Origin of the sequence: Nocardia grenadensis NBRC 108939 (assembly GCF_001613445.1) — a bacterium.
Taxonomy (GTDB): Bacteria; Actinomycetota; Actinomycetes; order Mycobacteriales; family Mycobacteriaceae; genus Nocardia; species Nocardia grenadensis.
In genome coordinates this window covers 160,050-183,209 of the sequence record NZ_BDCJ01000010.1, presented here as the reverse complement: position 1 = coordinate 183,209, position 23,160 = coordinate 160,050, and the positions used below count along the sequence as shown (strand labels likewise).

Below are 23,160 nucleotides of genomic sequence, written 5' to 3'. Positions count from 1 at the left end.
AGGACAGATCTTGGCCGCCTCGTCCGGATTCGTTCATCTGCACAACCACACCGAGTACTCGATGCTCGACGGTGCCGCCAAGATCTCGCCGTTGTTCGCCGAGGCCGACCGGCTCGGTATGACCGCGGTGGGAATGACCGACCACGGCAATATGTACGGCGCGGCCGAGTTCTTCCACTCGGCGAAGAAGGCCGGTATCAAACCGATCATCGGGATCGAGGCCTATATCGCCCCCGGCTCCCGGTTCGACACCAAGCGTATCCAGTGGGGCGATCCCAGCCAGAAGAGCGACGATGTCTCCGGTTCCGGTGCCTACACCCATATGACCATGGTCGCCGAGAACGCGACCGGTCTGCGGAATCTGTTCAAACTGTCCTCGCTGGCCAGTATCGAGGGCCAGCTCGGTAAATGGGCGCGGATGGACGAAGAGCTCATCGCCGCGCACGCCGAAGGCGTTATCGCCACCACCGGCTGCCCCTCCGGCGAGGTGCAGACCCGGTTGCGGCTGGGGCACGAGCGTGAGGCGCTGGAAGCGGCCGCGAAGTGGCAGGAGATCTTCGGCAAGGACAACTTCTTCCTCGAGCTGATGGACCATGGCCTGTCCATCGAGACGCGGGTTCGCTCCGGCCTGATCGAAATCGGCAAGCGGCTGGGTATCCCGCCGCTTGCCACCAACGACTGCCATTACGTGCACGAATCCGATTCGACCAATCACGAAGCGCTGCTGTGTATCCAGACCGGTAAGACGCTGTCGGATCCCAATCGGTTCAAATTCGGCGGTAGCGGCTACTTCCTGAAGTCGGCCGCGGAGATGCGGGAACTCTGGGATGCCGAGGTGCCCGGCGCCTGTGACAACACGGTGCTGATCGGCGAACGCGTCGAGTCCTACGAGGAGATCTGGACCCACCGCGACCGGATGCCCAAATTTCCGGTCCCCGAGGGCGAGACCGAGGCGTCGTGGCTGCGCAAGGAGGTCGCGCGCGGGCTGGAGTACCGCTTCCCGGACGGCGTCCCGCAGAAGTATCTCGACCAGGCCGATTACGAGATCGGCGTCATCTTGGAGATGGGCTTCCCGGCCTACTTCCTGGTCGTCGGCGACCTGATCAACTATGCCCGCGAGGTCGGCATCCGGGTGGGTCCGGGTCGTGGTTCGGCGGCCGGTTCGCTGGTCGCCTACGCGCTCAAGATCACCAATATCGACCCGCTGCCGCACGGTCTGCTGTTCGAGCGGTTCCTCAACCCCGAGCGCGTATCGATGCCCGATATCGATATCGACTTCGACGATCGCCGGCGCGGCGAGATGGTCCGCTACGCCACCGAGAAGTGGGGCAGCGACCGGGTCGCCCAGGTGATCACCTTCGGCACCATCAAAACCAAAGCGGCCATCAAGGACTCGGCCCGGGTCCTGTTCGGGCAGCCGGGTTTCGCGATCGCCGACCAGATCACCAAGGCGCTGCCCCCGCCGATCATGGCCAAGGACATCTCGGTTGCCGGGATCACCGATCCCGGACACGAGCGCTACAAAGAAGCCGCCGAGGTCCGCACGCTCATCGAGTCCAATCCGGATATCGCCAAGATCTACGACACCGCGAAGGGCTTGGAGGGCCTGATCCGCAACGCGGGCGTGCACGCCTGCGCGGTGATCATGTCATCGGAGCCGCTCACCGACGCTATCCCGGTGTGGAAGCGGGCTCAGGACGGTGCCATCATCACCGGCTGGGATTATCCGTCCTGTGAGGCCATCGGCCTGCTGAAGATGGACTTCTTGGGCCTGCGCAACCTCACGGTGCTCGGCGACGCGATCGACAACGCCAAATCCAACCGCGGTGTCGAGATCGATCTGGACTCGCTGCCGCTGGACGATCCGTTGACCTTCGAACTGCTCGCCCGCGGCGACACCCTGGGCGTGTTCCAGCTCGACGGTGGGCCGATGCGCGATCTGCTGCGCCGGATGCAGCCCACCGCTTTCGAGGACATCGTGGCCGTCGGCGCATTGTATCGCCCCGGCCCGATGGGCATGAACGCGCACAACGACTACGCCGACCGCAAGAATGGGCGCCAACAGGTCAAACCGATCCACCCGGAGCTGGAGGAACCGCTCCACGACATCCTCGGCGAAACCTACGGTCTGATCGTCTACCAAGAGCAGATCATGCACGTCGCCCAGAAGGTGGCCGGGTACTCGCTCGGACGAGCCGATATCCTGCGCCGCGCGATGGGCAAGAAGAAGGCCGAGGTCCTCGAGCAGGAGTTCGAAGGTTTCGAGAAGGGTATGCAGGAGAACGGTTTCTCCAAGGCCGCCATCAAGGCGCTGTGGGATACCATCCTCCCGTTCGCCGGATACGCGTTCAACAAATCACATGCCGCCGCCTACGGCCTGGTGTCGTACTGGACCGCCTACTTCAAGGCCAACTACCCCGCGGAGTACATGGCCGCGCTGCTCACCAGCGTCGGCGACGACAAGGACAAGGCCGCAGTCTACCTGGCGGATTGCCGGCGCCTCGGGATCACGGTGCTGCCGCCGGACGTCAACGAGTCCGAGCACAACTTCGCCTCGGTCGGCAAGGACATCCGCTTCGGCATGGGCGCGGTCCGCAATGTCGGTACCAACGTGGTGTCGTCGATCATCTCGGCGCGTGCCGAGAAGTCGAAGTTCACCGACTTCTCGGATTACCTGAACAAGATCGATACCGTGGCCTGCACCAAGAAGGTCACCGAATCGCTCATCAAGGCCGGGGCCTTCGATTCGCTGAACCATCCCCGCAAGGGGCTCATGCTGGTGCATTCGGACGCCATCGACGCGGTCATGTCGACCAAGAAGGCCGAGGCCATCGGTCAGTTCGATCTGTTCGGCGGAATGGACGACGACAGCGGCGAATCGGTGGCGTCGGTCTTCGATGTGAAGGTGCCCGACGAGGAGTGGGAGAGCAAACACCGTCTCGCGCTGGAGCGGGAGATGCTCGGGCTCTATGTCTCCGGCCATCCGCTCAACGGTGTCGACCATGTCCTCGCCGCCCAGGCCGATACCCAGATCCCGACCATCCTCGAGGGCGATATCAAGGACGGTACCCAGGTCACCGTCGGCGGTATCCTCGCCTCGGTGAACCGCCGGATCAACAAGAACGGCCTGGCGTGGGCGTCCTGCCAGCTCGAGGATCTCACCGGTGGTATCGAGGTGCTGTTCTTCCCGCAGGCCTATTCGGTGTACGGCATGGATGTGGTGGAGGACGCGGTGGTCCTGGTGAAGGCCCGCGTCTCCATGCGGGACGACCGGATCTCGCTCATCGCCAATGATCTCGCCGTACCGGATCTGTCGGCGATCGGGGTGGCGAAACCGCTGGCCGTCACCATCTCCACCCGGATGTGCACCCCCGATAAGATCGGCGAGCTCAAGCGGGTGCTGTCCCGGCATCCCGGGACCTCGGATGTGCACGTCCGGCATGTGGGCGCGCGCGAGAAGACGACCCTGCTGAAACTGGACGACAGTTTGCGAGTGGAGCCGTCTTCGGCGCTCATGGGCGATCTGAAGGCCCTGCTCGGGCCGGGCTGCCTGGCGAGCTGAACGTGCGGGCGGCCGGCTACTGTGCCGCCTGCTCGACGCCGGTGGCGTTGTTGTCGTCCTGGACCCCGAAGTCCGTGGCGACCGCGCCCACGCCGTCCCCTACTCCGTTCACCGCCTGCTGCAGCAGATCGAGGCCGGTCAGGCCCTCGGCGGCCGCGGGCGCGTACTTCCCGCCGAACTCCTGGCCGATCTCGTCGGCGCCCCAGCATTCGCCCTCGGCCTCGATGACCGCGAGCGCGGCGCGCACCGCGTCGGCGACCTTGTCCGCCACCCTCGTGATCGCCGGGCGGGCGGCCTGCAGGGCTTCCTCGTCGACCCGGATATCGGTCATCGCCCCCCCTCCAGATAGCCGCGGCTGCGGTAGAACTCGTCTTCTTCCTCCCGATCCATCGGGGTGGGCGGCTCCGCCTCGGTGACCGGGTCGGGGAACAGATCGGCGGTCAGCGATTTGATACTCGGCATACCGGGTGCGATATCGGGGAGGTCCGGGATCTCGCCCGCCATCTCCCGCACCGGTGCCCAGGCCTCCCGGGACAGGTCGGCGGCCTCCCGGGCCGCCCGCTGCGCCGTCTCCAGGATGGAGCGGCCGAGCTTCTCCGGGGTCGATCGTTTGAACGCCTCCGGTGTCAGGTGCACCTCCACCGGCACGCCGGCGGTATTGGCGTCGATCCGGACCAGGTTGTCCGCCGACCAGACACTCACCGTGGTGGAGGCGAGTCGCTGCCGCACCTCGGTCATGGCCTGCCGCTGCTGTTCGAGCGTGCTCAGCAATTCCGCCACACTGTCGCGCAATACGCCGGTGGCCGGCCGGGCCGGGTCGCCATCGCTCATCGATCCCTCACTTCCGCGGAGCTGCTTTCCTACCCCTTCGACGCACCACCACGCCGAACGGTTCCGGGCCGCTCGTGCGACCCGGTCGCGGCAGATATATATCACCGTGGACCGATCCGTGCCGCCGGTGCCGCCCGTACGGATCGGGTGCCGGGCCGTGTCCTATACAGCACGGCCGGCCGACCGGCGTATCCTGATCCGTTATCCTGGGGCGGAGCAAGGGAGGTCGCTCATGCCCATCAGGTTCGCCGCGTGGTCGGACTCGCGGAGCGGGAAACATCGAGGCCGCCGGGTGTGAACCGAGGACGCCAGAGAAGGGCGGTGTCCGGTAACCCACACGAGTTATCAGACACGCTGTCAGAGAACCTGGTCGAGAAACCTGCGCAGCCGCGGAGTTCCGGCGTTGTCGAACAGTGCGTCCGGACTGCCCGACTCCACCACAACACCGCCGTCCATGAACACCACATGGTCGGAGACACTGCGGGCGAATCCCATCTCGTGCGTCACCACGATCATCGACATACCGCCCGCGGCCAGCTCAGACATCAGCGCGAGCACACCCTTGACCAGCTCCGGGTCCAGGGCGGAGGTGGCCTCGTCGAAGAACATGATGTCCGGTTTCATGGCCAGCGCCCGCGCGATCGCCACCCGCTGTTGCTGACCACCGGAGAGGTTGGCGGGCCGGGAATCGGCCTTACCGGTGAGGCCCACGACCTCGAGCTGTTCCAGCGCCAGCGTGCGGGCCTCGTCTTTGGACAGGCCGCGCAGTTTGCGAGGTCCCAGCGCGATATTGTCGGCCACCGTCCGGTGCGGGAAGAGATTGAACTGCTGGAAGACCATCCCGATGCGCTGCCGCAGCCGGTCGGGGTTCTCGGCGAGCACCGATTCGCCGTCGATCAGGATATCCCCGGCATCGGGTTCGTGGAGCCGGTTGAGCACTCGCAGCAGGGTGGACTTACCGGAACCGGAGGGGCCGATCACCGTGGTGGTCGTGCCCGCGTCGACGTGGATATCCACCCCACGCAGGATCTGATTACCGCCCAGCCGTAGGTGGAGTCCGGTGCCGGTCAGTGAGGCGCTCATCGGTTACCCCCGGCCTTCGGTGATGGCAGACTGCTCGACCGGGTCGATCGGTTGATCGGGCCGGCCGGTGCGCATCCGCCGGTCGATGTAGTTCACCAGATGGGTGAGTGGGATGGTCAGCAGTAGGTAGACCAGGCCGGCGGCCACCAGCGGTGACAGGTTGCCGGTCTGGGCGTTGAGATCACGGCCCACCGCGAACAGTTCGCGCTGGGTGGCCAGCAGACCCAGGAAGTAGATCAGCGACGAATCCTTGATCAACGCGATGAACTGGTTCATGAGTGCGGGCAGCACCCGGCGCACCCCCTGCGGGATCACCACGAGCGTCATCGCCTGCCGGTAGCCGAAGCCGATCGCCCGGGCGGCCTCGAGTTGTCCCGGCTCCACCGATTGGATACCGGAGCGGAAGATCTCACCGATATAGGCCGAGGCGAGCAGTGCCAGTGCCACCGCGCCGAGCCAGTACGGATTGTTGCCGGTGAGACCGCTGACCACCGGACCGATGCCCAGGCCGATGAGCAGGATGATGACCACCGCCGGTAGACCGCGGAAGATATCGGTGTACACCCGGGCCGGCCAGCGCAACCAGCGGGTCCGCGAGATGCCGGCCACCGCGAGCAGCATGCCGATCAGGGTCCCCAGTACACCGGAGACCAGCGCGAGGATCAGCGTGTTGGGCAGACCGGTTTTGAACAGATCAGGCACGGCCTGCCGGTAGAGCGACCAGTCGAAGAAGGTGTCGCGGAGCTGCTCCAGCGTCGATTTCGGCGCCTGCGTGGTCTGCTGCTGCGGGCCCTCTTCGGTGGCGAGGGCGGCGAAATCGGGCAGCTGCGGGACCGGCGCGGACTTCGATCCCGGCTTCCAGCCGGGCGGCAGTTCGCGGGGCACCCAGTCGCTGTAGAGGCGGGCGTAGGTGCCGTCGGCGATCACCGCGTCGAGACCGGAGTTGAGCGCGTCGATCAGCGGCTTGTTGTCCTTGGCGACCGCCCAGGCGATGAAATTGTCCAGGCTGAACGAATTGTCCACTACCGAGGTCGCATCGCCCGGCGCGATCGCGCCCCGGGCCTGCGCCGATGGGGCGACCCAGGCGTCCACCTGGCCGGTTTTCACATTGGCGTAGGCGGTGTTGTAGTCGGGGAACTTCACCGGGTCCAGGCCGAGTTCGTTGACCACGTATTCGTCCTGGACCGTGCCCTGCACCACCGCTACCCGGGAACCCGGCCCGAGATCGGCGAACCCGCGCACCGGGCCGCCGTCCTTGGCCACCAGCGAGAAGTAGCCGAAATCGTAGCCGTTGGTGAAACCGACCAGCTCGCGCCGGGCGTCGGTGGTGGTGATGTTGGACGACCCGATATCGAACCGCTTGCCCGCGACCTGGGCCAGCAGGCCGGCGAACTCGGTTCCGGAGAACTCGACCCGCAGCCCGATCTTCGCGGCCACCGCGCGCAGCAGTTCGTTGTCGAAACCGGTGAACGCGCCGGCGGAGTTCACACAAATACTGGGCGGCGCGTCGGAGAGTGTGCCGACACTCAGTACGCCGGGCCGGATCAGGCCCAGCCGGGAGACGTCCACCGCGGCCGGTGGTTCGGTCGACTCGGTGGTGAAACGATCTTCCTTGCCCGCACCCGGCGCGGTCAGGTTCGCCGGGGCCGCGGTGGCCGCCTCCGGCCCCGGCGGCGCGCACAGGTCGCGGGCGGCGCCGTCACCGCCGCTGCCGCACGCGGTCGCCAGCAGGGCGACGGCGACGAGCAGAAAGGCGAGCAGCGCGCGGGCGCGCGGAACGGGCAGACCAGGCATGATCGACCACCCTAGCGTCCGGTCCGGTCCGCGCACGCGGGTCGGGTGGGGTCGCGGTGCCGCGACCGCCGGTTCACCCGGCGGCGAAGAACCTGCGAGGCACCTCGACGAGCATTGTCTGCAGCTGCCGCTCCTCGATCCCGCGATCCAGCACATAGGGGAAGACGTCGTCGAACAGGTGGGTGTAGTGCCACTGCGGCAGGACCGCCGCCCGCAGGGCCGGTTCTATCCAGTCGATATAGCAGCTGGCGTCCTGCGAGAGCACCATACGCTCGGCGTAGCCGCGGCGCACCATTTCGATGAGGGTATCGGCGCGCGCCTCGAAGGTGGTCTCGAGATTGATCCCGAAGCGGTCCATGCCCAGGACGAATCCGGCGTCCGCGAGCGCGGTCAGATAGTCCAGGTCGGTGGTGTCACCGCTGTGGCCCAGGACGATCCGGCTCGGATCGATCCCTTCCTCGGCGCACATGACGCGTTTGACCTCGAACCCGGACCCCGATTCAGGGTGGGTGTGCACGGTGATCGGCACCCCGGTCTCGTGGTGCGCCCGGGCCACCGCCCGCATCACCCGTTCGACGCCGGGTGTCAGCCCCTCCGCGTCGATCGCGCATTTGAGCATGCCCGCCCGGACGTCGGTCCCGGCGATACCGTCGCGGATATCGCCGACGAACATATCGACCATCGGATCGGGGACATGGGTACCGACCAGCGGGTCGAGTGCCGGCCCGCGGTGGTGGAAGAAGAACGGCACATCGTTGTAGGTGTAGAGGCCGGTGGCCACGATCAGTTGCAGCGGGACCCGCTGGGCGATCTGCGCGATCCGCGGAATGTAGCGACCCAGACCCACCACGGTCGGGTCCACGATCGTGCGTACCCCGGCCTCGTAGGCGGCGGTCAGCTGCCGGACCGCGTCCTCGATCCGCTCGTCCTCCGAACCCCACTCCTGCGAATAGTTCTGCTGCACATCGGAGCTGAGTACGAAGACATGCTCGTGCATGAGGGTGACACCGAGATCGGCGGTGTCCACAGCACCACGGACGGTTTGGATCGAGGGCACGGAGGACTCCTGGAAAAGGGCAGCGCGATGACGCCGGCACGACGGATGGATGGGTCCGCGACACCACCGTGGCGGGCGCGGTGAACCGGTTGCCGGCCAGCCAACTACCCGGGTGGACGCCGGTTTCCGGAGATAACTGAACCTTACGACGCGAGCTGTGGTGCGGACCATATTCCGGCCGCATGAAAGCTCGGCCGGCATTTGTGCGCTGAGCACATGTGGGTGGCACACGCGGCGAAATCCCCGTCGTGCGCTCCGGATTGTCCCCGCCGGGAACAGCCGCAACGGTGCCCGCGGCTCAGTTCTGTCCCGTCTCCGGTCGCAGCACCGCGGCACCGAGCAGATGGGTGGCCTGCAGGGCCAGCCGCGGATACAGATCCGCGCCGGATGCGTCGATACTCACGCCGATGAGGTTCAGCGCCTGCCGGACCCGGTACTGGACCGTATTGCGATGGACGGCCAGGCGCGTGGCGGCCGCCGCGTAACTGCGGTTCACGGCGAGGAACACGCGCAGTGTCTCCCGCAACCAGAGGTTGCGTTCGTTGTCCACCGCCAGTTCGCCCAGCTCGTCGGCGACGAATTCGCGCAGCGTATCGATATCGCCGGCCAACAGGGCGACCGCCGATACATCGGGATGGGTCAGGACCCGGGCGCCGTGCTCCCCGGCCAGCAGCGCGAGCCGGCGCACCCGGTCGGCCTGACCCGCGGTGCGCCGGAATCCGGCGAGCTCGGTGCCGTAACCGCCGAAGGCCATCCGAACGGGGAGGGCCCGGTCGGAGAGCAACTGTTCGATCGCGGCGCTGTCGACGGGTGTCTCGTGCGGGAGGGCGAACCACAGCCGAGCCTCGTGTTCGTCGACCGGTACCAGCAGGTTCCCGTGCGCCCGGTCGAACACGGTGGTCAGCGCCGTGCGGAGGTGGTCGAAAACCTCCACGGCAGTGGCGGGGTCGATATGCGGATCGGTCCAGGTGTCGATCGCGATATGCCCGCGGGTGAGTGGATAGTGCAGTACCCGCTCCGCGGCCTCGGTATCGGTGGCCGTGCCGTTGAGCAGCCGGGTGACCCACTGCTGCCGGAGCCCGCCCCGGTTGCCGACCCAGCGGTCGCGTTCCTGTTCGTAGGCGACACCGACCTGCTCGCAGACCCGGTCGATGTATACCGAGGTGCGGTTGACGATATGGACGATCGCCGAGGTGGTCACCGGGCCGCCGCCGCCGAACTCGATCGCGTAGCGCATACCCGTGTCCAGGAAACCGGCCTGGCCGATGCGATAGGCCCGGATCAGCGCCGAGGCCGGCACATCGCGCTGGGCGAGGATCCGGGCGTACGCCAGGGCGCGTTCCGGGGCCCGCACATCGTCCTCGTCGGCCTCGTTCTGCAGGAACTGCAGAGCTTCCATCAGGTTGTCGGCCGTACCGTCCTCCATCAGTTCACGGAGCCGGGGGTCCTGGTCCAGTGCCGGCACCTGAGTGCGCATCAGGTGCGACAACTGGTCGATGAACTCGTCGCGATCCCGGAGGAATGTCTGTGCTACCAGCCCCACCACATCTTCGGTACTGTGCGCCGCCTGTCGTTGCTCCACAGTGGTAATGATCGCGTGTTCCGTCCGCCGAGGGGCCGGGCGGGCGGTCGTGCCCGTCCGTGTCGGCCCGGGCGGAGCCGAACCGGTGCCCCGGCCGGGCCGGACGGTGTGATCGGACCTGACCGCGACCGGTCGCGCCCTCGCCTGTTATCCGGCGGCGGCCGGACTGCTGCCGCTGCCCGGCCCGGAACCCGGCCGCCCCACCCGGGGCACTGTCGTTCGCGATCGGCGCACTCCTGCTCGATCTCGTGGTCCGAGTGGTCAACAGTGTGGCCTGGCGCCTGGGCGAGCGCCGGGGTAGCGGAGCTGTGCGTGCTGTGCGGTCTGTCCACCCTGCGGCTGAAAGTGATCCGGCGGCCGGTCCGCACCGGGCCATAGTGGCGGAGCCGCGCCGCCACGGCCCCGGCCGGGCCGATCAGTTCAGCGGACTGCGCCGCTCCAGCAGTACCGCGTCGCGCCAGCGACCTTCGGAGCGGCCGCTGCGCTCGCGGATACCGACGGTGCGGAAGCCGGCTGCGTGGTACAGGGAGATACCGATCCGGTCCTCCGGGAACGCGGTCGTCTGCAGGACGCGCAGGCCCGCGTCCTCGGCGGCCGTGACCTGGCGGCGCAGGAGTGCGGTGCCGACCCCGCGACCCTCGAGCTCGTCGGCGACCATCACGCAACTGTCGGCGATATCCCGATAGAACTCGTGGCCCGAGACCGGGGTGAGGGCCGCCCACCCGGCGATCCGGCCGTCGGCTTCGGCGACCCAGCGGTGCCCGGGCAGCCACTGGCGGTCCAGGGTCTCCCGGTCGGGTACGTCGGCGGCCCCGACAGCGGGGTAGGACGCCCCCCGTTCGGCATGGATGGCGCGCACCGCTTCCCAGTCCGCGTCGGTCAGCGCCCGGACGGTGATATCGCCGGGCGGCTCGTCCGGGCAGGGCGGCCGGGGGGTGAGCAGGCCCATCACCGCGTCGGCGGTGTGCGGCAGTTCGGTGCAGCGGTGTGGGTCGACGGTGACGAGGGTGGCAGTGCCCTCTTTGTGTACTGTCACGAACCCGGCGTCGGTGAGCTTGCGGACATGGTGGGAGACGGTCGGCTGTCCGATACCGAGTGCTTCGGCGATTTCGCCGATGTGGATGCCGGCGGGGCTCGTGGCGACCTGGTGCAGTAACCGGACCCGGGTCGGGTCGGCCAGGCAGGAGAACCAGCCTGCGTAGATGGCCGCGTCGGCGACCGGGAGCGCGTCGCCGCGCACCTGGTCCCGCGCGACCGGCGGTGCCAAGGAGGTCATGGGGCCACTATATCGACGGAGGATATTCGGTCCGAGAAAGCGCGTTTCAGATATATATTCAGTGTCGTCGATATTGTCCGGTGCCGGTCCCGCGGGTATAGACGATTGTTTTCGGGTAGGCGCGCGAGTGAACGGGCTACGGATATCGGAATACGGGCCTGACCGGGGGTTCTGGGCAATATCGGCTACCGAGTGCCGCAGGGGCCGGACCGGCCGGCGGATCACTGGTAGCAAGTATGTTCGTTTTCTCTATCCGGAGGGGCGGTATTCTTTACCGATTTGTTTCCTTGCGTCACCTGAATTGCCGCAGGCCGGGTGTAGCCGTAACGAAATTCCCGGTCGGTGGCCGTCCCGGCCGATCGTGATCGGGTATCGCGGCCGGGACGGCTGCGCTACCCGAGCCGGACGGGCGGGCGGCGTCGATGCCAGGTGGTCCGTTGTTCGAGCTGTTCGGCCAGTTCGAACAGGGTGGTTTCCCGGCCCCGTGCGGCGGTCAGCTGGGCGCCTATCGGCATACCGGATCGCCGGTGGAACCCGATGGGAACACTCAGTGTCGGACCGTCGTGCAGCGACCACGGATACGTCAGCTGAGCCATACGGCGTGACTGCGCGAGTACAGCGGCGGACTCGGTGATGAGTGGAACATCGACCGGCATGGTCGGGGTGAGGATCACGTCGGCATTCCGGAAGTAGTCCGTCATCGCCGCCCGGAACCGATCGCGCTGCGTCAGCGCCGCTACGCGCTGGTCGTGGGAGATGCTGCGGCCCAGCGAGATCCGTTCCAGCGTCGCCGGCTGGAACCGGTCTGGTTCCGCGCGTAGCCGCTGCTCGTGTAACCGGGCCAGGTCCGAATAGAGCAGGGTGTACACCACATCCTGCGCGGAGTCGCTGTGCGGTACGGGCGCGTCGATAATGGTGTGACCCATATCGCCGAGCAACCGCGCGGCCGTGTCGAAGGCGTCTCGGATCGCCGGGTCGATTTCGGTGGTGATGAAAGGCCACGGCACGGCGACGCGCAGTCGATCGCGCGACGGAGCCGGGAGATCCTCGCCGACGAGTACGGAATAGGCGGTGCGCACCGCGGCGACTGTACGGGCGAGGGGGCCCACGGTGTCGAAATCGGGGCTGACGGGGTAGACCCCGGCGGTATCGATGTATCCGGGCGAGGGACGCAGGCCGATGATCCCGCAGCAGGCCGCGGGCAGCCGGATGGAGCCGCCGGTGTCGGTGCCCAGCGCGATATCGACCAGGCCCGCCGCGACCGCGGCGCCGGACCCGCCACTGGACCCGCCGGGGACCCGCGAAGGATCCCACGGATTGCGCGGGCCGCCCGCCGCCGAGTTCTGCGAGGTGACCCCCACTGCGAATTCGGCGAGGTTGAGGGTGCAGGTGATCGTCGCGCCCGCTCGCTTCAATCGGGTGACGACGGCGGCATCACGTTCGGCGATCCGGTCCGCGAAGAACTCCGAGCCGCAGGTCGACCGCACCCCGGCGATCTCGATATTGTCCTTGACTCCGAGTCGGTACCCGGCCAGCGGGCCGCCGGCGACCTCGGTATCGGTCCCGAACCGCTCGGGCACCCAGGAGATGACCGTGTTCAGCTGCCGGGCGACGTCGGCCGCCGCCGCGGACGGCCCGGCGGGGCCGGACTCGCCGGCCCCGCCCGACCGCAGGCTCACGCCGGTACTCGCGCGGCGCGCAACGCTTCGGTACCCGCGGTGTCGACGGTCCAGGTTCCGGTATCGATCACGACACCGTAGTCGCGGCGGGCCTCCTCGGCGGTGAGGTATTCGTCCCAGACATCGGAGAGCACTGCCTGCGGGTCCCGCCGGAATGGATCGCCGAACCCACCACCGGAGGGCATCTTGATCTCCAGCCGCTCCCCGGCCCGGATCACCTCCTGGGTGACCTTCGAGAACAGCACCTCTTCCTCCGGCGTGCCCGGATTGCGGATGAACGAGCCGGATACACCGGCGGACCCGCCGAGGGCGCCGGCCGGCGCGTCGTTGCGATTGTCGGCCTCGGAACCGAAGTAGGTGTCGGTCTGCATGAGCCAGGTCCGCACACTGCCGATTCCGCCGCGCCACTGTCCCGGTGCCGGGGACTCGCCGCGCAGTTCGTAGCGCTCGGCGCGCATGGCGTGATTGAGTTCGGTTTCCTCGATGGGATTGTTGCGGGTGTTGGCCATCAGCGAATCGACGGCGTCCATACCGTCCTTACCGTTGCGTGCGCCGTAGGAGCCCTCGTTGATCTCGATATAGACCCAGTACGATTCGCCGTCCGCGGCCAGCCCCGAGTAGGCGATGGCACACAGCGCCGCCGACGAGCCGGCGATCGCGTTATGCGGCACCACCGGCGCCAGCGCCAGGTTGATCGAGTCGAACACCCGGTTGACCTGCGAGAAGCGCGCAAAACAGGAGGCCGGGAAGTTCGGGTTGAAGATACTGCCTTCGGGTGCGTACGCGCGGACCGGACGGAAGCAGCCGTCGTTCTGCGGCACGAACTCCTCGGTGAGTTCCTCGTCGAGCAGGATGGTCCGGATGGCGCTCACCGCCACCGGCAGCACCGACCCCTCGAACGGGACATTGAACGCGGTGGGTACCTGATCGTTGGACCCGGTCAGGTCGATGAGTACGTCCTCGCCGTCGACCTGGACGCGGACCCGCACCTCGAGGGGGGTGTCGCGATTCTTCCCGTCGTCGTCGAGGTAACCGATCGGTGCCTCATAGCTGCCGTCGGGGATTTCCCGGATGCGGCTGCGCAGCATCTCCTCCGAATAGTCCATCCACCGTTCGGCGGCACTCATCACCACGTCCAGCCCGTATTTGCCCAGCAGCTCACGGAACCGCTTCTCGCCGATACGCGCCGAGGCGATGAGTGCCTCCAGATCACCGAGGTTCTGTTCCGGCGTGCGGACATTGTCGAGAATGTGCTGGATCAGCATCTCGTTGCGCACACCGGAGTCGTAGATCTTCATCGCGTTCATGAGCTTGGCCTCGGCCCAGACATCGACCACGTCCATGCACAGCCCGGGGAAGTTGCCGCCGACATCGGAGACGTGGCCGGTACAGCCGGCGAAGCCGATGTGCACGCCCTCCCAGAAGATCGGGATGACCACGCCGTAGTCGGGCGAATGCGCGGCGCCGTGATACGGGTGGTTGTGCAGGATGACATCACCCTCCTGATAGGTGCCCGCGAGCCGCCGGTTGATACCGCGGATATAGGCCGGTATCGACCCGCAGTGCATCGGGGTGGAATCCGATTCGCACAGTTCGCGGCCGTTGACATCGAAGATGCCGGCGCCGAGGTCCTCGGCCTCCCGGATCAGGCTCGAATAGGCCATCCGGTAGAGGACCTGGGCCATTTCCTTGGCCATCGAGTTCAATGCCCCGCCGATGACGCGCAGGGTGATCGGGTCGACCTCCACGGTGTTCCAGGTGCGGGTCGCCGTGCCTGCCAGCGATACGCCCTCACGGGGCATCAGGCTCTTCGCCATATCAGGCGCTCCTCTCGATGATGATGTGTCCGACGGTGTCGACCGTGGCCTGCTGCCCGATTCCGACGATGGTGGTCGAGTCGAACTGCTGCACGATGGCCGGGCCCGCGAAGGTGTTGCCGGCTTTCAGCAGTTCGCGGTCGTAGATGGGGGTGTCCACCCATTCCGGATCGGTGGAGCCGTTCTTCCAGAACAGCGCCCGGGTGGTGGACTGCAGGGCCGCGGTGGCATCGGCGGTGCCCTGTTCGATTTCCGCGATCCGGATGTGCTCCACCGCGCCGACCCCGGTGACCCGGATATTCACCAGCTGCACCGGTTTGTCATCGAACCGCTGGGAGTAGGTCCGGCCGTGGGCCTCGTGGAAGACGGCCGCGGTGCGGGCCACCCATTCGGCGGTGATCTCGCCGTCCGGGGCCGGTACCCGCAGTTCGTAGCCCTGCCCGACATAGCGGCAGTCGACGCTGCGCTCGAGCGAGATGTTCTCTTCGGCGATACCGTCGGCGCGTAACTGGGCGACCGCTTCCGCCGCCAGCCGGTCCATCTCACGCCGGAGCAGGTCGAGATCCGGTTCGGCCGAGGAGGTCCACACCGTGGTCGGCACTTCGTAGCGGATATCGGTGGTCAACAGCCCGACCGCCGACGTGATGCCCGGATGGCCCGGGACGATGACCCGCGGGATACCGAGGTGTTCGGCGATCTGCCAGGCGAACAGCGGGCCGGCGCCGCCCTCGGCGACGAGTGAGAACTCCCGTGGGTCGTAGCCTTTGCGGACCGAGTGCAGCGAGATCGCCTCGGTCATCGAATGCGCGAGGATCTGGAAGATCCCCATGGCGGCATGTTCGAGGTCCGCGCCGAGCTTATCGGCGATATGGGTTTGCACCGCCGTCGCGGCCAGCTCCGGTTTCACCCGCATCGAACCCGACAGGAAGCTGTCCTCGCGCAGCCACCCCATGACCACCATCGCGTCGGTGGAGGTCGGTTCCGTTCCGCCGCGGCCGTAGCAGGCCGGCCCGGGGACGGCGCCCGCGCTACGTGGCCCGACCCGGAACATCCCGCCCTCGTCGATGGCGGCGATGGATCCGCCGCCGGCGCCGATGGTGTCGACCTCGGCCATGGGCACCATCGCGTGGTAGTCACCGATACGGGTGTCGAGCAGGTGTTTCATCCGCAACTGTCCATCGGGCGCGACGCCGATATCCGCGGAGGTGCCGCCGACATCGAGGGTGATGACGCTGGGGTATCCCGAGGCCTTGCCGATCGCGCAGCCACCCAGTAGTCCGGCGACCACGCCGCTGGTGAGCAGCGATACCGGGATCTCGGTCGCGCTGCGTGAGGTGACCAGACCACCCGCGGAGGTCATGAGATGCACATCGTCGCCCACCTGCGCGGCCTTGGCCTTACCGGCCAGATTCTCGATGTAGCGGGAGGTTTTGGGGCCGACGAAGGCGTTGAGGGCCGTGGTCGAGAAACGTTCGTACTCCCGGTATTGCGAGGCGACGTCGCTGGAGAGCGAGATGAAGACGCCGGGGTATTCCTCCATGATGATCTCGCGGACTCGGCGTTCGTGCGCCGGGTTGCGGTAGGCGTGCAGGAACGCCACCGCGATCGCGGCGACACCGCGTTCGCGCAGTAACCGCACCTCCTGCCGTACCGCGTCCTCGTCGAGCGGTGTCAGGACCGTGCCCGCGGCGTCCATCCGCTCGGGCACCGTGCGCCGGTTGCGGCGCGGCACCAGCTGCCATTTCTGCCACGGCAGGTCCTGATAGTTGGAGTAGTTGAGCGGACGCTTCTTGCGCCCGATGTGCAGCAGGTCCCGGAAACCCTCGGTGGTGATCATGCCGACGTCGCTACCGTTGTGTTCGAGCACGATATTGGTCGCCACGGTGGTGCCGTGGAAGAACATCTCGATCTCGGCGACCGAGATACCGGCGCGCTCGGCGAGCACATCGATCCCGTCCATGGTGCCGATCGACGGGTCGTGGTTCGTCGAGGGTGTCTTGTGTACGGTCACCGTCCCGTCGTCGTCCCACAGGACCAGGTCGGTGAACGTACCGCCGACATCCACTCCGATTCGTTTCATCGAAACTCGCTCTCTCCGTTGTTCAGACGACCGCGGTGCCTGGAGGAATCCGTACCGGCGCAGTGACCTGAGCCATAGGCCGCTGGTGGCATCATGCAATACATCCGAGTATTTGGCTAGTAGTCGCCAAAAGTTCTCAAGAACATCCAGGAAGTCTCTATTGTTGACGTCCTAAACATCAGATGTTTAAGGTGGTCCGTGTCACGCCGCGCTCCACCCCGGTGCCGTCGCATCCCCTGAGGAGGACCATTGACAACCCACCCCGCCACCCTCGGGCGTTTCTTCGAGGACTACGTCGTGGGCGACGTGTATCAGCACCCGATGGGACGCACGATCACCGAAACCGACAACGCGTGGATCACCTGCCTGTCGATGAATACGAATCAGAACCACTTCAACGAACACCTCGCGCGGACGAATCCGGTGACCGACGGCAAGGTCATCGTCAACTCGGGTCTGACCATCGCCCTGGTCCTGGGGCTGTCGGTGATCGATATGAGTCAGAACGCGGTGGCCAACCTCGAGTTCACCGATGTGCAGCTCAGTCATCCGGTCTATGTGGGTGACACCATCTACGCCGAGAGTGTGTGCACCGGTCTGCGCCGCTCGCAGTCGCGCCCATACGCGGGAATCGTGTCCATGGTGACCCGTGGGGTGAACCAGGACGGCGAGGTGGTGATCTCGTGGCGGCGTTCGGTCATGGTGGCCACCCGGGAGAGCGGTATCGGCCAGAACTACTTTCCCGAGGTCAAAGCGGCCCCGCTGCACGATCTGGTATCCGGCGCGGCCGAGGAGGTGGCGAGCCGATGAGGCCGCTCGAGGATGTGCGCATCATCGCCGTCGAACAGTACGGAGCCGGTCCGTTCGGCAGTGTGCATCTGGCCGACCTCGGCGCGGATGTACTGAAGATCGAGGAGCCGGGCTCCGGGGGTGACGTCGGCCGTTACGTCCCGCCCTACGCGCAGGGGGAGGATTCGCTGTTCTACGAAACCTTCAACCGCAACAAGCGCAGCCTGTCGCTGGATCTCGGCAAGCCGGCCGGCCGCAAGGTTTTCGAGGACCTGGTGCGGACCAGTGACGCGGTGTACTCCAACCTGCGCGGCGACGTCCCCGCCAAGATCGGGATCACCTACGCCGATCTGTCCCACCTGAACCCGGCCATCGTCTGCTGCAGTCTCACCGGGTTCGGGATGACCGGTCCGCGGGCGAAACAGCCGGGCTACGACTACATTCTGCAGGGCCTGGCGGGCTGGATGAGCCTCACCGGTGATCCGGACGGCCCACCCACCAAATCCGGTCTGTCGCTGGTCGATTACTGTGGCGGCTTCGTCGCGGCACTGAGCCTGATGGCCGGACTGCACGCCGCACGCCGCGACGGGGTCGGCGGCGATTGCGATGTCTCGCTGTACGACACGGCCATCTCCATGCTCACCTACCCGGCCACCTGGCACCTCAACGCCGGCTACACACCCGGCCGGACGAAGAATTCGGCGCATCCGTCACTGGTGCCCTTCCAGGCGTTCGAGGCATCCGACGGGTGGTTCGTGGTCGGCTGTGCGAAGGAGAAGTTCTGGGTCCGGTTGGCCGAGGCAATCGGAATGCCGGAGTTGCTCACCGATCCCCGGTTCACCGATTTCGCGGCCCGCGGGGTCCACAAGGACGAACTGATCCCGCTACTGGAGAAGCGTTTCCGCGAGGACACCGTCGAGCACTGGACCGGGCTGTTGGTTGCGGCAGGCGTGCCCACCGGGCCGATCAACGATGTCGCCCAGGCCCTCACCGAGGAGCACACTCTCGCTCGCGGCCTGATCGCCAGCACCGAACACGACGTGTGGGGTGAGGTCCGCCAGGTCGTGTCGCCGGTGCGATTCGGTGAACCGGCCGGCCATCGGCGCGCCCCGAAACGTAACGAGAGTTTCGACAGTGTGATGACGGGGCTGGGTTACAGCGCCGATACCGTCCGCGAACTCGTCGCGGCGGGCGCGTTCGGTTCCGCTTCCGGTGGGAGTCGGCCGTGATCGCCGCCGATCTCGCGGCCTGGGTACGATCGCTGACCATCGACTCGATTCCGGAGTACGTCCGCGCCGCCGCGCAGCGGCATCTACTCGACGGTGTCGGTAATGCCATCGCTGCGCGCCGGCTCGGCCAGGCCGGGCCCGCCCTGCCCGTGGCCCGTGGACTGGGCGGGCCACCGCAGGCCCATCCGCTCGGCGATACCGCGGCCCTCTCGGCGCCCGCGGCGACCTTTGCCAACGGTGTACTCATGCACGTCCTCGACTTCGACGACACCCACGCGGGCGCCCTGGTACACCCCACGACCGTGGTCGCACCGGCGGTTCTCGCGGTGGCGGAGGAGACCGGGGCCGGCGGTGCGGAGGCGGTGACGGCACTGGTCGCCGGGCTGGAGGTGGCGTGTCGGCTGGGCGCCGCCGCACCGCACGGCTTCCACTCCCGGGGTCTGCACGCGACCGCAGTGGTGGGTCCGCCGGCCGCCGCGGTCGCCGCGACCCTGCTATACCAGGGGGCGGCGGCGACGGTGGCCGATGCCATCGGGATCGCCGCGTCCTCGTCCGGCGGGCTGCTCGAATTCCTGGATACCGGCGCGAATACCAAAACCCTGCATCCGGGCAGCGCGGGTCTCAACGGCGTGCTGGCCGCCCGGCTCGCGGTGGCCGGCGCGGTCGGCCCGGATTCGGTACTCGAGGGCCGGCGCGGCCTCTACCGCACACTCGCCGGTCGCGCCGCGGACGCCGACGAGATTCTCGGTGACCTCGGCGAACGCTGGGAATGCGCGTCCATCGGAATCAAGCCCTATCCGAGCTGCCAGCTCATGCACGCCGCCCTCGACGCGGTCGCCGCCGCGCTGGACACCGCGGCGATGCCACCGGAGCGGGTGACCTCGATCGCGGTGGATGTGCACCCGGACAGCGCCGCGATCGTCTGCGGACCCGATACCGGCCGTCGCCGCCCGCGCAGCCCCTACGAGGCGAAGTTCGATCTGCCCTGGAGTGTGGCCGCGCTGATCCACGATCGCCGGATCACCGTCGATACCTACGCCGCGTCCTCTATCGCCCGGCCCGAGGTCGCGGCCACTGCGGCCCGGGTGGCAGCCACCACGGTCCCCGATGCCCGTCCCGCGGCCGACGCTGCGGGACACGCGGTCCTCACCCTCGACGACGGAACGACCGTCACCGGCCGGGTGCCCGCCAGCCGCGGCACATCCGCCCGGCCGATGGACGACGCCGCGGTGCGCGCGAAGTTCCTCGCGAACACCGGCGGTGGTCCGTCCGCGGAGTCTCTGGCGCATACGGTGTTCCACCTGTGGGAGACCGAATCGGTGGCCGCGGTGACCGGGCTCGCGGCCGAACTCATCCCCGATCACCAACGGTTGTGACCCGCCCGGCGCTGTCACCCGACCAGAACGGATCCCACGCATGGATTTCAGCTTCACCGAGGACCAGCAAGCCTTCCGCGCCGCGCTGCGGCAGCTCGTCGACAAGGAGATCATCCCGGTTGCCAACGAATGGGAGCGCTCCGGCCGCTATCCCACCGAGATCGTCGCCCGCCTGCGCGAGATGGGCCTGTTCGGTATCACCACTCCGGAGGAGTACGGCGGACTCGAACTCGATATGGTCTCGTTCACCCTGGTGTACGAAGAGCTGGCCCGCGGCTGGATGGGCATCGCCGGAATCCTGGGCAGCCACAACCTGGCCTGCTGGATGATCGCCCGGCACGGCACCCCCGAGCAGAAGCAGCAGTGGCTGCCCCGGCTGGCATCCGGGGAATGCCGTACCGGAATCGGGCTGACCGAACCCGGCGCGGGTACCGACCTGCAGGGCATCGCCACCACCGCGACGAAATCCGGTGACGACTACATCATCCGCGGCACCAAGACCTGGATCACCAATGCCCGGCACGCCGATGTGCTGCCCGTGCTGGTGAAAACCGATCCCACCGCCACACCGGCGCACAAGGGGATGAGCATCCTGCTGGTGGATACCGGCACACCGGGTTTCACGGTCTCGCGCGATCTCGGCAAACTCGGCTACAAGGGGACCGAATCGTGTGAAATATTCCTCGACGAGGTCACCGTGCCCCGGTCGACGCTGCTGGGCGGGGTGGAGGGCCGGGGTATGCAGCAGGCTCTTTCCGGCCTGGAGATCGGCCGGCTCAATATCGCCGGCCGCAGCGTCGGCATCGCGCAGGCCTCCTACGATGCCGCGCTCACCTACGCGCGTGATCGCAAGGCCTTCGGTAAACCGATCGCCGAATTCCAGGCCATCCAACTCAAACTCGCCGATATCGCGACCCAGCTCCAAGCGGCCCGGCTGATGACCTACTGGGCCGCGTCGAAAGCGGATTCGGGAGCGCGGGTGGACGCCGAGGCGGGTATGGCCAAATACTTCGCCTCCGAAACCGCGATCACCGCGAGCCTGGAGGCCATGCGAGTGCACGGCGGCTACGGCTACTCCACGGAATTCAATGTGGAACGGTATTACCGTGACGCGCCGCTGATGTCGATCGGCGAGGGGACCAACGACATCATGCGGACTGTGATAGCGAAGGCCCTGGTGGGCGGGTCGGTGACGATCGGATGAGTACCGGGCTGCTGTACCTCTACGTTCCGGGTGACCGCCCGGAACGGTTCGCGAAGGCGGCAGCCTCCGGTGCCGACGCGGTCGTTCTCGATCTCGAGGATGCGGTGCCCCTGGCAGCCAAGGACACCGCACGCCGGGCGGTCGCGGCCTGGCTGGAATCACCGGAGCGTACGGAGGTGCCGGTCTGGGTGCGGGTCGATCCCGGTGCCGGACTCGTCGCCGATGTGACGGCGGCGGTCCGCGGTGGGGCCGACGGCATCTGGTTGCCCAAATGCGACGACCGGGCAGCACTCGATCGTCTCGACGGGCTGCTCACCGAGGTGGAGAAGCGCTTCGGCCGTGCCCGGACCCCGGTCTCGCCGCTCCTCGAGACCGGTACCGGGCTGTGGAACGTGCGCGCCGTCGCGGCGGGCCCGCGGGTGGCGTTCCTCCAGATCGGCGAAGTCGATCTGGCCGCCGATCTCGGTATCACCGTGACCGGCGGGGACGAATTGCTCTGGGCGCGTTCCCGGGTCGTGGCCGCCTCGGCCGCCGCCGGACTGCGTCCCCCGCTGGCGGCCGCTTCGCCGATTGTCGGCGAGGCCGCCGGATTCGCCCGGGAGACCAGGCGCCTGATGGAATCGGGCTTCCACGGCCGGGCCTGTATCCATCCCCGGCAGCTCGCGCCGGCGCGCGACGGTATGACACCGACGAGCGCCGAGGTGAATCGGGCGCGCGACGTTCTCACGGCCTTCGAAGCAGCGGGCGGTGGTGCCGCGACGGATCGCGAGGGGCGTTTGATCGACGAGGCCGTGGCCCGGCACGCTCGTCGGATACTGGCCCGTCGACCGGCTCCGGCAACGCCGATCGACTGATATGCTCCCGGGCCCGTAATGAGGACACCGAGTCCGCGGCGCCTGCGGACGCGGAATGAAAGGTGTGGTGGCAGAGGTGAACAAGTCCGGCCGGCGTCCGGCCTACGAGGTCGTCGCCGACGCCTTGCGTGCCCGCATTCTCGAAGGTGAACTCACCCCGGGTACCAGACTGCCGCCCGATGCCGAGCTGCGGGCGGAGTTCGGCGTCGGGCAGAGCACGGTGCGGGAGGCCATCCGCTCGCTGGAAAGCGGGAATCTGGTGCACACCACCCGCGGTGTCACCGGCGGCACATTCGTGTCCACTCCGAATATCGGCCGGATGAGCGCCCATCTCGAAACCGGGGTCACGCTGCTGGCCGCCGCCGACAGCGTCACCGTCGACCAACTGATGGAGGTGCGCCAGCTGACCGAGGTACCCGCCGCGGGTGCCGCTGCTTTCCGGCACACCGAAGCCCAGCTCAGCGAACTACGCGCCGCGCTCTTCGATCCCACCGGTGCGATCGGCCCGGAAACCTACGCCAGCAACCACGAGTTCCATCGAGTGCTGCTGCGTGCGGCCGACAACCCACTGCTGGACCTGGTGACGGTTCCGGTTTTCCGGGTGCTCAGCAGCCGGTTCCGCCGCGATACCGCGCCCGAGGGATTCTGGAACTGTGTCGATACCGACCATCGGGCGATCCTGGCGGCGGTGGAACAGCGCGATTCGATGACGGCTATGACGCTGATGCGCCGTCATCTCGACCACCTGGGTGACGTCTACAAGCAGATGGATCTCCTCAAACGACCCAACGGCTCACCTCGGTGAGATCTCAGGGCGATATCGGCGGCCTCGACGACCCCGCGCCGGTGTGATCGCCATCGGGGGGCGTGCGGAGTTCCGGCCGTACTCCCCGGTTCAGCTGTCCCGGACGATCACCCGCGAGGTGCCGGGGAGGGGTCGCGTGGGG

17 protein-coding genes are annotated in these 23,160 nt (G+C 67.3%); 7 read left to right on the top strand and 10 right to left on the bottom strand.

Features of this window, described 5'->3' with window-relative positions; all coding sequences use genetic code 11:
* Positions 1 to 10 precede the first annotated feature (10 nt).
* Positions 11 to 3,562 (top strand): DNA polymerase III subunit alpha, encoded by a 3,552-nt coding sequence (gene dnaE, locus NGR01S_RS13115; protein WP_084480819.1) that lies wholly within the window; start codon positions 11 to 13, stop codon positions 3,560 to 3,562.
* A 16-nt stretch (positions 3,563 to 3,578) separates the two neighbouring features.
* On the opposite strand, the gene NGR01S_RS13110 is transcribed toward dnaE, so the two are convergent.
* The 10 genes from NGR01S_RS13110 to NGR01S_RS13065 all read right to left on the bottom strand — a co-directional run bounded on the left by NGR01S_RS13110 (position 3,579) and on the right by NGR01S_RS13065 (position 16,761).
* On the bottom strand, positions 3,579 to 3,893 hold the full coding sequence (locus NGR01S_RS13110) for a hypothetical protein (RefSeq protein WP_063036489.1): 315 nt from the start codon (positions 3,891 to 3,893) through the stop codon (positions 3,579 to 3,581).
* Positions 3,890 to 4,393: a YbaB/EbfC family nucleoid-associated protein gene (locus tag NGR01S_RS13105; RefSeq protein WP_063036487.1), complete on the bottom strand. Its 504-nt coding sequence runs from the start codon at positions 4,391 to 4,393 to the stop codon at positions 3,890 to 3,892. The genes NGR01S_RS13110 and NGR01S_RS13105 overlap by 4 nt, the downstream gene beginning before the upstream one ends.
* A gap of 357 nt (positions 4,394 to 4,750) precedes the next feature.
* A complete protein-coding gene (locus tag NGR01S_RS13100; RefSeq protein WP_063036485.1) occupies positions 4,751 to 5,476 on the bottom strand; it encodes an amino acid ABC transporter ATP-binding protein in 726 nt (241 codons plus the stop codon).
* A 3-nt stretch (positions 5,477 to 5,479) separates the two neighbouring features.
* Positions 5,480 to 7,270, bottom strand: coding sequence for an ABC transporter substrate-binding protein/permease (locus tag NGR01S_RS13095; protein ID WP_063036483.1), 1,791 nt, complete (start codon positions 7,268 to 7,270; stop codon positions 5,480 to 5,482).
* Positions 7,271 to 7,343: 73 nt separating this feature from the next.
* Positions 7,344 to 8,327, bottom strand: a complete 984-nt coding sequence (locus tag NGR01S_RS13090) for a phosphotriesterase family protein (protein WP_157107243.1) — start codon at positions 8,325 to 8,327, stop codon at positions 7,344 to 7,346.
* Positions 8,328 to 8,625: 298 nt separating this feature from the next.
* Positions 8,626 to 9,909, bottom strand: coding sequence for a PucR family transcriptional regulator (locus tag NGR01S_RS13085; RefSeq protein WP_157107242.1), 1,284 nt, complete (start codon positions 9,907 to 9,909; stop codon positions 8,626 to 8,628).
* Between the two features lie 415 nt (positions 9,910 to 10,324).
* Entirely contained in the window at positions 10,325 to 11,185 is an 861-nt protein-coding gene (locus NGR01S_RS13080) for a helix-turn-helix domain-containing GNAT family N-acetyltransferase (RefSeq protein ID WP_063036479.1), read from the bottom strand.
* A 392-nt stretch (positions 11,186 to 11,577) separates the two neighbouring features.
* Entirely contained in the window at positions 11,578 to 12,864 is a 1,287-nt protein-coding gene (locus NGR01S_RS13075) for an amidase (RefSeq protein ID WP_307718772.1), read from the bottom strand.
* The gene (locus tag NGR01S_RS13070) at positions 12,861 to 14,681 is read right to left on the bottom strand and encodes a hydantoinase B/oxoprolinase family protein (protein WP_084480817.1); all 1,821 of its coding nucleotides are present in this window, start codon (positions 14,679 to 14,681) and stop codon (positions 12,861 to 12,863) included. The genes NGR01S_RS13075 and NGR01S_RS13070 overlap by 4 nt, the downstream gene beginning before the upstream one ends.
* Before the next feature lies 1 nt (position 14,682).
* Positions 14,683 to 16,761 (bottom strand): hydantoinase/oxoprolinase family protein, encoded by a 2,079-nt coding sequence (locus NGR01S_RS13065; RefSeq protein WP_063036477.1) that lies wholly within the window; start codon positions 16,759 to 16,761, stop codon positions 14,683 to 14,685.
* Positions 16,762 to 17,010: 249 nt separating this feature from the next.
* On the opposite strand from NGR01S_RS13065, the gene NGR01S_RS13060 reads away from it, so the two are divergent.
* From NGR01S_RS13060 to NGR01S_RS13035, 6 genes are read left to right on the top strand one after another with little or no spacing between them, the layout of a single operon-like run.
* Entirely contained in the window at positions 17,011 to 17,571 is a 561-nt protein-coding gene (locus NGR01S_RS13060; protein ID WP_063036475.1) for a MaoC family dehydratase, read from the top strand.
* On the top strand, positions 17,568 to 18,779 hold the full coding sequence (locus NGR01S_RS13055) for a CaiB/BaiF CoA transferase family protein (RefSeq protein ID WP_063036473.1): 1,212 nt from the start codon (positions 17,568 to 17,570) through the stop codon (positions 18,777 to 18,779). Before NGR01S_RS13060 ends, NGR01S_RS13055 begins: the two co-directional genes overlap by 4 nt.
* Positions 18,776 to 20,155, top strand: a complete 1,380-nt coding sequence (locus NGR01S_RS13050; RefSeq protein ID WP_063036471.1) for an MmgE/PrpD family protein — start codon at positions 18,776 to 18,778, stop codon at positions 20,153 to 20,155. The genes NGR01S_RS13055 and NGR01S_RS13050 overlap by 4 nt, the downstream gene beginning before the upstream one ends.
* A gap of 40 nt (positions 20,156 to 20,195) precedes the next feature.
* Positions 20,196 to 21,359, top strand: coding sequence for an acyl-CoA dehydrogenase family protein (locus NGR01S_RS13045; RefSeq protein WP_063036469.1), 1,164 nt, complete (start codon positions 20,196 to 20,198; stop codon positions 21,357 to 21,359).
* A complete protein-coding gene (locus NGR01S_RS13040; RefSeq protein WP_063036467.1) occupies positions 21,356 to 22,213 on the top strand; it encodes an HpcH/HpaI aldolase/citrate lyase family protein in 858 nt (285 codons plus the stop codon). Before NGR01S_RS13045 ends, NGR01S_RS13040 begins: the two co-directional genes overlap by 4 nt.
* Before the next feature lie 55 nt (positions 22,214 to 22,268).
* Positions 22,269 to 23,018, top strand: coding sequence for a FadR/GntR family transcriptional regulator (locus NGR01S_RS13035; RefSeq protein ID WP_063036465.1), 750 nt, complete (start codon positions 22,269 to 22,271; stop codon positions 23,016 to 23,018).
* Positions 23,019 to 23,160: the final 142 nt, after the last annotated feature.